We start from the raw sequence: 12367 nt of genomic DNA on the forward strand, positions 1-12367 counted from the left end.
CCGCCTGCATCCCGTGATCAGGGATGCGGGCGGCTTTTCGTTTTTGCTAGTCCAAAGTTGCTCGCATTCCCCTTTTAGTATGGGGAAATTCCTTAAGCATCCGGCGCACCATTTGAAAATCATTCTTTGGCGACATTACAAAGCGTTCCGCCCACTTCGCCTGCAATGAATTATAGAACAAAACATTCTCGGCTGAGGCTCGACTAGGCACACCCTCTTTCATTGGAACAACCAATGGCGCAAGCCTCGTCAAAGGGCCGCTCAAAGCGCTTAATTCACGATCAATAGAGTTCAAATATGGCGATACACCTAATACTCGCTGGGCCTCAAGGCGCTTCTTATTCTCTAACGCCCTATCATACGCTCCAATGAATTGATCCGCATAACTCGGGCACCATAAAGCCAGCATAAGCGTTGTCGATAACGGTAAGTGAATCTGAATCCCTCTTACACCAAGACCTATGTTGCCATATGGACCAAACTCTAGGTCGTTGTGCAAGGTTACCGGGTTGTCGGAAATCCAGAACGGATCATTCTCATCAGTACTGAAGAGAATCCACAATTTATTCAGCATCAGTGACGAAAATTCGGGGAGTGACTTCAATAAAAAGTAGATGGAAAATTCTTTTATTTGATCATCTGTTTGAATGGACTGAAAACCCTCCACATCCTCTGGGGCTCCACCCATGCCGCGTATTTTCTCCACCATCTTCCCATTAAGATCTTTTATGACTTCACGAAAGTTTTTCACTCGAACATGTTGGGACGCAATAAAAACACCAATCCAGGATCTATCGCTTTCTGTGAGGACTTTTAAATCGCGCTCCTTCAATAATTTTTCGAAAGCTTGCGCCGTCTTGTGCTCCATTTCCGATAGTGATGCCTCTAGATCGCCGCCGCCATTTGGCGAGCTGAGATCGTAGAAGTTTCGTTCCGTAGCGATGTTTTTAACGTTCGACGGAAAGGATTTTTCTAACTTCTTATCAAAAACGAACAGCTGCTCTTTTGCTTCGTTTGGCACAAAATTGCGAAGAAGCATCTTCGGGACATAATGATGATTCTCTGCACGCGAGTCGTTTCGCGCCATCTATTGCCTACTCCGCCGCCTCGCGCGCGCGCGGCGCGCGCAGCCGCGGGCCGTTCTGCGCCGCCCATTTGCCGAGTTCGTCCAGCACCGGGCGCAGCGAACGGCCCAGATCGGTGAGCCAGTATTCCACCTTCGGCGGCACGGCGGCATGCACGCGGCGGCCGACCAGGCCGGCGGTTTCCAGCGCGCGGAGCTGCTTGGTCAGTTCCTTCTGCGTGATCAGCGGAATGGCGCGCGACAATTCGGAAAAGCGCAGCGGTTCGCCCTTGGCCCGGGCCAGGCTGAGAATGATCGGCACCGCCCATTTGTTGGCGATCAGGTCCAGCGTGGCGCAGATCATGCGCGCGCAGAGCGGCTGGCCGTCGGCGGTCAGGTCGTGGCGGAAATCGAAGTCGCTTTCAGTAGCCATTTGGTAAGTATAGAGGTTTTGGGTGCCTACTTGCAAATTGATACTGCACTAGGCTATCCCTCTGAGCCCCGGACTTCCAGCGGCATTTGCTAGAGTCCGCCGGGAAACACCATTGGAGGAAACCGTTTCATGGCCAAGCTCGACTTCTACTTCTCGCCCGGCGCCTGCTCGCTCGCCACCCATATCGCGCTCGAAGAAACCGGCGCCGCCTTCACGCCGAAGCCGACCTACACCCGCAAGGGCCAGACCCGCACGCCGGAATACCTGGCGCTGAATCCCAAGGGCAAGGTGCCGATGCTGGGCATCGACGGCAAGATGCTGACTGAAAACACCGCGATCCTGACCTGGCTGAACCGCACCTATCCGAATGCCAAGCTGCTGCCGAGCGGCGATGCGCTGAAGGAAGCCGAGGCGCTGGCCTTTGTCGCCTGGTGCGCCTCGGGCGTGCATCCGGTGCTGAGCCGCTTCTTCGGCCCGCAGAATTTCTCCGACCTGCCCGACAGCGCCGACAACATCAAGGCGCTGGCGACCAAGGCCAATGCCGCCAACTTCGCCCTCATCGAAAAGGCGCTGGCCGGCAAGGACTGGCTGTTCGGCGAGTGGTCGGTCGCCGATGGCTATATCTTCGTCTTCTTCAACTGGGCGACCAAGCTCGGCCTCGATGTGTCGGCCTATCCGAACTATGCCAAGCATTTCGAGCGCATGAAGCAGCGCCCGGCGGTGCAGCGCGCCCTGGCGCGCGAGGCCGAGGCCCTGGCGGCGATGGACCAGGCCGCCTGAGCCAAGCGAATCCGGCTAACACGAAGGTGTTATCCTGACATCCGGGTGATTTATTGGAACCGGAGGGGCAGCGCGATACAGTCGCGCTGCCCTGATCTACCCAACAAGAAACCAGCTCAACCAACAGCAACGATAAACTGAAGGACCCACTCCCATGGCACTGCTCGAAAAGTTTGGCCCGCTGCTGGGCCGCATCCTGATCGCGTATCTCTATATCCCGGCCGGCATCAGCAAGGTCACCGGCTTCCAGAACACGGTGGGCTACATCACCTCCAAGGGTCTGCCGATGCCGGAAGTCGGCGCCGTCATCGCCATCGTCGTCGAGATCGTGGTCGCCGCCGCCCTGCTGGTCGGCTTCAAGACCCGCTATGCCGCCCTGATCCTGGCTGCCTTCACCCTGGCGGCTGCCGTCGGCTTCCACAATTACTGGGCCGTGCCGGATGCGCAGAAGATGATGCAGACCATCATGTTCAACAAAAACCTCGCCATCGTCGGCGGCCTGCTGTTCGTCGCCGTCTTCGGCGCCGGTCCGTTCAGCCTCGACAACCGCAAGGGCTGATCCCGCCTATCCCTGAAAAAGCCGCCGATGCAAATCGGCGGCTTTTTTATTGGCCGCGCCAACACCGGATTTCCGGACGGCGAATCTGGACGCCATCCCGCACAGCCGCCATGCTGCAACGATGCGCAGCCCCACCGTTACCGATGCCGCGCCCGATCCGGCTTTCATCGCCACTCTGCCGGGTACGGATTTTTCCGACGCCTTCGCCATCATGGTGCCCAGCCGCGGCATCGATGCGCGCGAGGTGGCGGCGCTGGCGTTTAGCAAGCTGCCTGACTGGGCCGGTTGGCTGCTGACAATCCGCAACGCCGTGATGCGACCGTTCGGCATCAAGACCGACGAGATCGGCCTGCCGGTGCTGCTGGAAAGCGCCGAGGAGGTGGTGGTTGGGCTGAACGACGACCATCTCGATTTCCGCACCCAGTTCCGCACCGACACGATCCGGCTGGGCGCCGACGGGCCCGACCTGTGCCTGATCACGGTGAGCACCATCGTGCGCACCCATAACCGCATGGGCCGCGTCTATCTCGCCGTCATCATGCCCTTTCACCGGCTGATCGTGCGCAGCCTGCTGAAACGCATTGCGGCAAAACTGGCTGATGACGCAGCGTAACACTGCGACATCGTGGTGCGGGACGGCGCGGCCGGCTGAGCGCATACTGCCGCCATGAGCACGCCCACCGTGGTTGCTGCCGCAACCGACCCCGCCTTCATCGCCAGCCTGCCCGGCTGCGATTTTGCCGATGCCTTCAGCGTGGTGGTGCCGCGCCGCGACCTGGATGCGCGCGTCCTCTCGGCAGACTTCTTCAGCACGCCGCCGGCCTGGGCCGGTGCGCTGATGGACCTACGCAATACGATCATGGGCCGGCTCGGCTACAAGGCGCCAAAGATCCGCAAGGGTTTTCCAGTGTTAAGCGAGTCAGAGACCGCAGTGGTGTCGGGCCTCGATGACGACCATCTCGATTTCCGCGCGCTGATGCGGATCGACCCGGATGCAAACGGCAGCCGCATTACGCTGACCACGGCTGTCGCCACGCATAACTGGATCGGGCGCGCCTATCTGGCGATCATCATGCCGTTCCACAAGCTGATCGTGCGCAGCATGGTGCGGCAGATGGCGGCGCGGCTAGTCGCCAAATAGTGCGGCTTTCACCTGCGGTGCATCGAACATGCGCTTGCTGTTGTGGCCCACCTTGGGCACCTCGACCAGCCGCCAGTTCAGCACCCAGCCTTTCTCTTGCGCCAGCGCCTGTCCGGCCCTGAAGAAATTCAACCCGCGTTCGTAGCGCGTGGCGCCCTGCTCCGTTGCGTCTTCGCTGTCGTCGCGGTTGGTGGCACCGGTATCGGTCATGCCGAGATAGACGGTGAGCGGTGCTGCCAGATAGCGCTTGAGGAAATCGTCATTGACCAGCGATGCGGTGGCGCCGCCGAGGCCGAAGGGGAAATCCTCTTTCAGCGTCGGAAAGACCCAGGAAGAAGGATTGGCAACGACGATGCGCTTGGCCGCATGGTGCGTGAACGGTGCCAGCCGCGCCAGAAACTGGCCACCGGCGGAATGGCCGATCAGGTAATAATCCAGATCGGGCTTGCCTTCATCCTTGCGCAGCTGGTCGGCCAGCGCGATTGCCGTGTTGCCGATCCATTTTTCCTGCGGCTGCAGCGCCTTCTTGTTGGCAACGCCGCCCTGCTGGTACAGCGCGCTGGGGAAACGGCTTTTGTCGAACAGCGGCGCCGCCACCGCCATGCCGAAACGGTCGGCGATGGTTTTGGCATTGTCGCGATAGGTATCGGCATTGCGATCGACACCATGGAAGACCAGCAGCAGCGGGCCATGGCTGTAATTGGCCGGCTTGTAGGTGAAGACTTCAAGATTGAAGTCCTTCACCCGCACCACCTGATAGCCGTCGCCGGCCGGGATCGGCGCGGCCGACAGTGTGAACGGCAGCAGGCCCAGCAACAGGCCCAGGACAATGCGCATCATTGTATTCACCCCCCATGTCACAGGGTGAAGACTAGACCGCTGCCTTCGCCTCTTCCACCAGCCAGTCGCGCATCGCCTTGATGCGCGGCGCGTCGGCCATATGGTCGAGGCAGACGAACCAGTAGGCGTTGGTGAGCGCCAGGCTGGTGTCGAACAGCTTGACCAGCCGGCCGGCATTCACTTCCTCGGCCACCATCGCCGGGTCCATCACGGCGATGCCCATGCCCTGCACGGCAGCCTGGATCGCGTAGCTGCGCGTCTCGAACATCTGGCCCACGGTGGGGTCGATATCGGTCTGGTCGGTGGCCTTGAGCCAGACGCGCCAGTCCTCGCGGCGGTTCTGCGAATGCAGCAGCTTCTGGCCCTTGAGATCGGCCGGGGTCTTCACCGTCTCGGCGAATTTCGGATGCGCCACCGGCACCAGCGCCTCGGCGAACAGCCGGGTGGCATTCAGCCCCGGCCAGTCGCCATCGCCATAGCGGATGGCGCAGTCGATGCCCTCGCGCTCCAGGTCGGCGGGTTTCAGCGAGGTGGTGATGCGCACCTCGATATCGGGATAGCTTTCCTGGAACCGCGGCAGCCGCGGAATGAACCAGCGCATGGCAAACGTCGAGAGCATGCTGAGGGTCAGCGTGCCTTCGCCGCGCCGAGCCTCGAGCTTGCTGAGCGCGCTGGCCAGGAAATCGAAGCCGCGCTGCACGTCGGGCAGGATCAGCTGCCCCTCGGTCGACAGCACCAAGCCCTTGCGGGTGCGGTGGAACAGCGGCACCCCCAGCAGCTCCTCGAGCTGGCGGATCTGGTGGCTGATCGCCGACAGCGTGACCGAGAGTTCCTCGGCCGCGGCGGTGAAATTCAGGTGGCGGCCGGCGGCTTCGAAGGCCTTCAGGGCATTGAGGGGCAGCAGGCGGCGGCTGGGCAGGTGGGCCATGGGAATTTCTTTTAAGCCGGAGGGGAATTTAAATCCAGCGATCCCCACTGGACGGGCGGGCCCCGCTGGGCTTGAATCCGCCTCCCGTAACGCCCCCGTACCCGCAATAAAAATACCCGAGAAAGAACGGACCAGCAGCCATGACCGCGCCCCGCACCCTGTATGACAAGATCTGGGACAGCCACCTCGTCGATATCGACGGCGACGGCAATGGCCTGCTCTATATCGACCTGCACCTGGTCCATGAAGTCACCTCGCCCCAGGCCTTTGCCGGCCTGAAGGCCGCCGGCCGCAAGGTGCGCCGCCCGGACCGCACGGTGGCCGTGCCCGACCATAACGTGCCGACCACCCCGGACCGCGCCCAGTTCGTGTTCGAGGACGAGGAAGCCCGCATCCAGGTCGAGACGCTGGACCGCAACGCCAAGGAATACGGCGTCAACTACTACCCGATGAACGACATCAACCAGGGCATCGTACATATCGTCGGCCCCGAGCAGGGCTACACCCAGCCGGGCATGACGATTGTCTGCGGCGACAGCCACACCTCCACCCATGGCGCCTTCGGCAGCCTGGCCTTTGGCATCGGCACCTCGGAGGTCGAGCATGTGCTCGCCACCCAGACCCTGCCGCAGCGCAAGGCCAAGAACATGAAGATCAACATCGACGGCCAGCTCGGCCCCGGTGTCACCGCCAAGGACATCATCCTCGCCATTATCGGCAAGATCGGCACCGCCGGCGGCACCGGCTATGTGATGGAATATACCGGCAGCGCTATCCGCGCCCTGTCGATGGAAGGCCGCATGACGGTCTGCAACATGTCGATCGAAGCCGGCGCCCGCGCCGGGCTGATCGCGCCCGATGACAAGACCTTCGACTACGTGAAGGGCAAGCCGCATGCGCCGAAGGGCGCCGCCTGGGAACAGGCGCTGGCCTGGTGGAAGACGCTGCCGACCGATGCCGGCGCCCATTACGACACCATCGTCGAGCTGAAGGCCGAGGACATCGCACCGCATATCACCTGGGGTACCAGCCCGCAGGATGTGGCGCCGATCACCGGCATCGTGCCGAACCCGGCCGATGTGAAGGACGAGCAGAAGCGCATCGCGCTCGAACGCGCCCTGAAATACATGGGGCTGAAGGCCGGCGAGAAGCTGGACACCGTGCCGGTGCAGCGCGTCTTCATCGGCTCCTGCACCAATGGCCGCATCGAGGATCTGCGCGCCGCCGCCGTGGTGGCCAAGGGCCGCAAGGTGGCGGCCGGCGTGCAGGCCATGGTGGTGCCGGGTTCGGGCCTGGTGAAGCACCAGGCCGAGGAAGAAGGCCTGGACAAGATCTTCGTCGAGGCCGGTTTCGAATGGCGCGAGCCCGGCTGCTCGATGTGCCTGGCGATGAATGCCGACAAACTGAAGCCGGAGGAGCGCTGCGCCAGCACATCCAACCGCAACTTCGAAGGCCGGCAGGGCGCACGGGGCCGCACCCATCTGATGAGCCCGGCCATGGCAGCGGCAGCCGCGATTGCCGGCACCCTGACCGACGTGCGCAAGATCTGAGCGGAGAGAAAACAATGGACAAGTTCACCACGCTGACCGCCGTTGCCGCCCCGCTGCCGATGATCAATGTCGATACCGACATGATCATCCCCAAGCAGTTCCTGAAGACTGTCGAACGCACCGGCCTGGCCAAGGGCCTGTTCTTCGAGCTGCGCGAAACCCCGGACGGCAAGCCGGTGCCGGACTTCTTCATGAACCAGCCGCAATACAAGGGCGCCCAGATCCTGGTCGCCGGCGACAATTTCGGCTGCGGCTCGTCGCGCGAGCACGCCCCCTGGGCACTGCTGGATTACGGCATCCGCTGCGTCATCTCGACCAGTTACGCCGATATCTTCTACAACAACTGTTTCCAGAACGGCATCCTGCCGATCACCCTGCCGAAGGCCGAGGTCGACAAGCTGATGGACGCCGCCAAGCGCGGCCACAACGCCCGTATCAGCGTCGATCTGGAAAAGCAGGAAGTCACCGGCCCCGATGGCGGCGTGATCAAGTTCGAGATCGACGCCCACAAGAAGCACTGCCTGCTGAATGGCCTGGACAATATCGGCCTGACGCTGGAGAAGAAGTCGAAGATCGACAGCTTCGAGAGCAAGCAGCATGGTACCCAGCCCTGGCTTTATGCCCAGGCTGGCCGTTAATCCGTCTCAACAAGGAAAAAACAGAAAATGGCTTCCAACCGTACCATGCTGATGCTGCCCGGCGACGGGATCGGCCCCGAGGTGATGGGCGAAGTGCGCCGCGTCATCGACTGGATGGACAAGCGCCGGCACGTCTCTTTTGATGTCAAGGAAGACCTGGTCGGCGGTTCGGCCTTCGACAAGCACGGCACGCCGCTGCACGACAAGACCATGCAGGATGCGCTCGATTGCGGCGTGGTGCTGCTGGGTGCGGTCGGCGGCCCGAAATGGGACAACCTGCCGTTCGACCAGAAGCCGGAACGCGGCCTGCTGCGCCTGCGCAAGGAAATGGACCTGTTCGCCAACCTGCGCCCGGCCAAGTGCTTCGACGCCCTGGTGGATGCCAGCAGCCTGAAGCCCGAGATCGTGCGCGGCCTGGATATCATGATCGTGCGCGAGCTGACCGGTGGCGTCTATTTCGGCCAGCCGCGCGGCATCGAGACCCTGCCCAACGGCGAGCGCCGCGGCATCAACACGCAGGTCTATACCACCAGCGAAATCCGCCGTGTGGCGGCGGTGGCGTTTGAGCTGGCGCAGAAGCGCGGCAACAAGGTGACCTCGCTGGAAAAGGCCAATGTGATGGAATCCGGCGTGCTGTGGCGCGAGGAAGTCACCAAGCTGCACCAGGAAAAATACAAGGACGTGCAGCTGGAGCATATGTATGCCGATAACGGTGCCATGCAGCTGGTGCGCGCGCCCAAGCAGTTCGACGTCATGGTGACCGACAACCTGTTCGGCGACATCCTGTCGGATGCCGCTGCCATGCTGACCGGTTCGCTCGGCATGCTGCCGTCCGCATCTCTGGGTGCGGCCGACCCGGCCACCGGCCGCCGCATGGCGCTGTTCGAGCCGGTCCACGGTTCGGCGCCGGATATTTCCGGCAAGGGCATCGCCAATCCGCTTGCCACCATCCAGAGCTTCTCGATGGCGCTGCGCTATGCCTATGACCTGAGCGCCGATGCCGACCTGATCGACCAGGCGGCGGAGAATGTGCTGAGCAAGGGCATCCGCACCGCCGATCTCGGCGGCGGCGGTACCCGGGTGGGCACCACCGGCATGGGCGACGCCCTGCTGATGGAACTCGACAAGCTGGCCGCCTGATCGGCTGTCACGCAACAGACAAAAGGCCGGGATCGCATCCCGGCCTTTTTCATTCAGGTCTTGCCATCGGCCGGCGATAGGGCGACCCTGTGCGCAGCAGCGGAGCCTCTCGCATGATGAAGTTGATCGGTCGGAATCTGTCGCCCTATACGCGCCGCGTCGCCGTGGCGATGACCCTGCTGGATGTGCCGCACAGCCGCGAATATCTCTCGGTCACCGCCGATCCCGAGCGCGGGCTGGAACTCAATCCGGTCGGCCGCGTGCCGGTGCTGGAACTGGAAGACGGTGAACGCCTGATCGAATCCGCCGCCATCCTGGATTACCTGATGGATCTGGTCGGCCCGGCGAAAAGCCTGGTGCCGGCCCATGGCAAGGCGCGGCGCGACTGCATCCAGCTGATGGCTATCGGCTCGGGCGTGCTCGACAAGGCGGTGAACGCGATCTACGAGGTGCGCCGCCGTCCAGCCGAGAAGGTGCATGAACCCTGGCGCCAGCATCTGCTGCGCCAGGCCAGCGGCGGCCTGGCCGCGCTGGATGCCCAGGCGGCAACGCGCAAACCCAATGACGGCACCTGGCTGCTGGGTGAGCAGCTGTCGCTGGCCGATGTGACGGCGGCGGTGACGGTCAGCTTCCTGCGCGTCATGGTGCCGGAGCTGGTAACGGATGGTTTATACCCGGCGCTGTATGCTCTGACCGAGAAAGCGGAAGCCATGCCGGCCTTCCGCGCCCATCCGCTGGAGACCCCATGAACCAGCCTGCGCCCCAGTCCGCGCCGCAGCCCGCACCGCAGAAGCAGGTCGCCGACAAGCGCATCCTGCGCGCCTTCATCGCGCGGCGCTATCTGGGCGGCACCGGCATCGAGATCGGCGCGCTCGGCACCCCGCTCGACCTGCCGCCGAATGCGCAGGCAAAGTATGTCGACCGCATGAGCCTGGAAGACCTGTACAAGGAATTCCCCGAGATGGCGCAGCGCAAGCTGCAGGCGCCCGACATCATCGACAATGGCGAGACGCTGGCCAGCATTCCCGATGGCAGCCTCGATTTCATCGTCGCCAACCATTTCCTCGAGCATTGCGAAAACCTGCTCGGCACGTTGCGCATCCACACTGCCAAGCTGCGCAAGGGCGGCCGGCTGTTCTACGCCATTCCGAACCGCGATTTCACCTTCGACCGCAACCGCCCCACCACGCCCTTTGCGCATCTGGTGCAGGACGACCAGGAAGGCCCGGAAAAGGCCCGCGCCACCCATTACATGGAATGGGCCACGCTGGTGGAGAACAAGCAGGGCGCCGAGGCGGAAGCCCAGGCGCTGCGGCTGCAGCAGATGAACTATTCCATCCATTACCATGCCTGGGATGCGCCGGCCTGGTTCCAGACGCTGGCGCTCGGCACCGAATACATCAAGTTTCCCGGCTTCGTGGCGCATTTCGAACTGAACTTCCACGAAATCATCTGCGTGCTGGTGCGCACGCACTAGATCATCCCGCCAGCGGATACGCCGCTTCGCGGCGGATCGCGCCATGGGCGATGTTCAGAATTTCCAGTGCCGCGATGCGGCCGGCCAGTGGCGCACCCAGCGCGCCCATCTGCCGTTCAAAGGCTTTCGCACTGAACACCGCGCCGAAGCGCGTCAGGGTCAGATGCGGCTCATACGCCCCCCTGCCACCGAGCGCCTGATACAGTGCGGTCAGCGGCACGCTGCTCTCGGCATCGGCCAGCAGCACATTGAGGAAGCGGTATTTCGGCTGATGCGGATTGTCGATCCGCGCCAGCCGGTCGAAGGTCACCGCCAGCGACGCGGTGACGGCAGCAACCGACGCGACATGGCCGGCGAACCAGTCGGGATCGGCCGAGTCGAACGGAAACACCAGCGTGACATGGGCGGCAACCGCCTCGTATTGCGGATCATGGGCGCGGCGGATGCTGTCGATCCAGGCCGCATCGCCGCTTGAAAACTCGGGAACCGCAATCACCGCCAGCATAGCCAAATCCTATCGCCGGTATCGAGACTGCCATATTCCGCCCTGCATCGCGATGCGCTAGGCTCGCGCCATGTCGCTCTCGCTCTATCTCGCCGCCGCCATCGCCGGCGCCGCCTATACGCTGACCCCCGGTCCGGCTTTCCTCGCTCTGCTCGGCATCGGTGCCGGCCAGGGCCGCGTCGCCGGACTGAAGTTCCTCGCCGGGCATTTCGTCGGCGACATCGTCTGGGGCGCGCTGGCGCTCACCGCCATCATCGGCTCGGCCAGCCTGGGCACGCTGGTTTTCGATATCCTCGGCGTCGTCTGCGGCGCCTACCTGCTGCTGCTCGGCTGGCGCGCCGTCACGGTACGGCGTCGTGAGGATGGCGACCTCGATACCCGGGTGACGCAGCCGCTGCGGCGCGGCCTGGCCTTTGGCATCACCAACCCGAAAAGCTATGCGGTGGCGATTGCCATGTTCACCGCGCTGCTCGCCGCCCATGCCGCAGCACTCGACTGGGCCAGCCTGCCGCCGCTGCTGCTGGCGGCCTGTACCGGCTTCGTGATCGGCGATGCGATCCTGGTCTGGGTGATCGGCGCCGCCCCGGTACGCAAGCTCTATCGCCGCCACGAACTCTGGGTGACGCGAATCAGCGGGGTGATCTTCTTAGGCTTCGGCCTGCAGGCACTGACGCAGTCGGGTGCGGGGCTGATCAGGCGCGCCTAATCAGCTTTTTCTGAGCGCCTCGCGCACCAGCGGCAGGCGGTCGTTGCCGAAGAACATTTCACCGTTCACAAACAGCGTCGGCGAACCGAAGCCGCCACGCGCGATCAGCTCATCCGTATTGGCTTTCAGCTGTTCCTTCACGCCAGGTTCGGTGATCGCCTTTGCGAGGGAGGCTGGATCAAGAGACGCACGACGTGCCGCTTCCGCCACCACATCGTCCTGCGAAATGTCGCGGTCCTCGCTCCAGTAGAGTTCGAAGAAGGCCTGCGCCAGTGCGACCTCCTTCTCTTGCGTCTTGGCCCAGAGCAGGGCGCGCAACGCCTTCACCGAATTGACCGGAAAGACTTTCGGCGGGAAGGTGATGGTCACACCCGCCAGCCGCGCCCAGGCCTGCATGTCCTGCTTCGTCCAGGCATCGCGTGCCGGCACCGGGTTTTCCCGCATGCGATACATGGTGGGATTGACGGCATTGAACACGCCACCGACCAGGAATGGCCGCCAGAGAATCTCCGCGCCTTCTTCCCGTGCCAGCTTTTGCACATTGACGAAGGCGAGATAGGTCCATGGCGAGGAGACGTCGTAGAAGACTTCGATCTGCTTGCCCATC

General features: G+C 62.8%; 16 protein-coding genes. 10 read left to right on the forward strand and 6 right to left on the reverse strand.

The window, feature by feature from the left end; all coding sequences use genetic code 11:
• Positions 1–46: 46 nt before the first annotated feature.
• Positions 47–1087, reverse strand: a complete 1041-nt coding sequence (locus AAG821_RS15570; RefSeq protein ID WP_341913408.1) for a DUF4238 domain-containing protein — start codon at positions 1085–1087, stop codon at positions 47–49.
• Between the two features lie 7 nt (positions 1088–1094).
• The gene (locus tag AAG821_RS15575) at positions 1095–1496 is read right to left on the reverse strand and encodes a helix-turn-helix domain-containing protein (RefSeq protein ID WP_341913409.1); all 402 of its coding nucleotides are present in this window, start codon (positions 1494–1496) and stop codon (positions 1095–1097) included.
• Positions 1497–1625: 129 nt separating this feature from the next.
• Here AAG821_RS15575 and AAG821_RS15580 point away from each other — a divergent pair, with 129 nt between their 5' ends.
• From AAG821_RS15580 to AAG821_RS15595, 4 genes are all read left to right on the forward strand, one after another.
• A complete protein-coding gene (locus AAG821_RS15580) occupies positions 1626–2276 on the forward strand; it encodes a glutathione S-transferase N-terminal domain-containing protein (protein WP_341913411.1) in 651 nt (216 codons plus the stop codon).
• A gap of 154 nt (positions 2277–2430) precedes the next feature.
• Entirely contained in the window at positions 2431–2835 is a 405-nt protein-coding gene (locus AAG821_RS15585; RefSeq protein ID WP_341913412.1) for a DoxX family protein, read from the forward strand.
• A gap of 121 nt (positions 2836–2956) precedes the next feature.
• Positions 2957–3448, forward strand: a complete 492-nt coding sequence (locus AAG821_RS15590; RefSeq protein ID WP_341913414.1) for a DUF2867 domain-containing protein — start codon at positions 2957–2959, stop codon at positions 3446–3448.
• Positions 3449–3502: 54 nt separating this feature from the next.
• The gene (locus AAG821_RS15595; protein ID WP_341913415.1) at positions 3503–3976 is read left to right on the forward strand and encodes a DUF2867 domain-containing protein; all 474 of its coding nucleotides are present in this window, start codon (positions 3503–3505) and stop codon (positions 3974–3976) included.
• On the opposite strand, the gene AAG821_RS15600 is transcribed toward AAG821_RS15595, so the two are convergent.
• Both AAG821_RS15600 and gcvA read right to left on the reverse strand, forming a co-directional pair.
• Entirely contained in the window at positions 3962–4816 is an 855-nt protein-coding gene (locus tag AAG821_RS15600) for a hypothetical protein (protein ID WP_341913417.1), read from the reverse strand. The two genes, AAG821_RS15595 and AAG821_RS15600, sit on opposite strands and share 15 nt — an antisense overlap.
• A gap of 31 nt (positions 4817–4847) precedes the next feature.
• Complete coding sequence (gene gcvA, locus AAG821_RS15605; RefSeq protein ID WP_341913419.1) at positions 4848–5744, reverse strand: transcriptional regulator GcvA; 897 nt, start codon at positions 5742–5744, stop codon at positions 4848–4850.
• A gap of 140 nt (positions 5745–5884) precedes the next feature.
• Between gcvA and leuC the strand changes: the two genes are divergently transcribed.
• The 5 genes from leuC to AAG821_RS15630 all read left to right on the forward strand — a co-directional run bounded on the left by leuC (position 5885) and on the right by AAG821_RS15630 (position 10549).
• Positions 5885–7294, forward strand: coding sequence for a 3-isopropylmalate dehydratase large subunit (leuC, locus tag AAG821_RS15610; RefSeq protein ID WP_341913420.1), 1410 nt, complete (start codon positions 5885–5887; stop codon positions 7292–7294).
• 14 nt (positions 7295–7308) lie between these two features.
• Positions 7309–7932, forward strand: coding sequence for a 3-isopropylmalate dehydratase small subunit (leuD, locus tag AAG821_RS15615; protein WP_341913421.1), 624 nt, complete (start codon positions 7309–7311; stop codon positions 7930–7932).
• A gap of 27 nt (positions 7933–7959) precedes the next feature.
• Complete coding sequence (leuB, locus tag AAG821_RS15620; protein WP_341898624.1) at positions 7960–9072, forward strand: 3-isopropylmalate dehydrogenase; 1113 nt, start codon at positions 7960–7962, stop codon at positions 9070–9072.
• Positions 9073–9185: 113 nt separating this feature from the next.
• Positions 9186–9821 carry a glutathione S-transferase family protein gene (locus AAG821_RS15625; RefSeq protein ID WP_341913423.1) on the forward strand — a complete coding sequence of 212 codons (636 nt, stop codon included), beginning with the start codon at positions 9186–9188 and terminating at the stop codon, positions 9819–9821.
• The gene (locus tag AAG821_RS15630; RefSeq protein WP_341913424.1) at positions 9818–10549 is read left to right on the forward strand and encodes a methyltransferase domain-containing protein; all 732 of its coding nucleotides are present in this window, start codon (positions 9818–9820) and stop codon (positions 10547–10549) included. The genes AAG821_RS15625 and AAG821_RS15630 overlap by 4 nt, the downstream gene beginning before the upstream one ends.
• A 1-nt stretch (position 10550) precedes the next feature.
• Here the strand turns inward: AAG821_RS15630 and AAG821_RS15635 are convergent, their stop codons facing one another.
• The gene (locus tag AAG821_RS15635) at positions 10551–11054 is read right to left on the reverse strand and encodes a 2'-5' RNA ligase family protein (RefSeq protein WP_341913426.1); all 504 of its coding nucleotides are present in this window, start codon (positions 11052–11054) and stop codon (positions 10551–10553) included.
• Positions 11055–11124: 70 nt separating this feature from the next.
• Here AAG821_RS15635 and AAG821_RS15640 point away from each other — a divergent pair, with 70 nt between their 5' ends.
• Complete coding sequence (locus AAG821_RS15640; protein ID WP_341913428.1) at positions 11125–11760, forward strand: LysE family translocator; 636 nt, start codon at positions 11125–11127, stop codon at positions 11758–11760.
• Here AAG821_RS15640 and AAG821_RS15645 read toward each other — a convergent pair whose 3' ends face one another.
• Positions 11761–12366, reverse strand: a complete 606-nt coding sequence (locus AAG821_RS15645; protein WP_341913429.1) for a 2-hydroxychromene-2-carboxylate isomerase — start codon at positions 12364–12366, stop codon at positions 11761–11763.
• Position 12367 lies beyond the last annotated feature (1 nt).

It is taken from the genome of Ferrovibrio terrae (genome assembly GCF_943372915.1).
In the GTDB taxonomy this organism is placed as follows: Bacteria; Pseudomonadota; Alphaproteobacteria; order Ferrovibrionales; family Ferrovibrionaceae; genus Ferrovibrio; species Ferrovibrio terrae_A.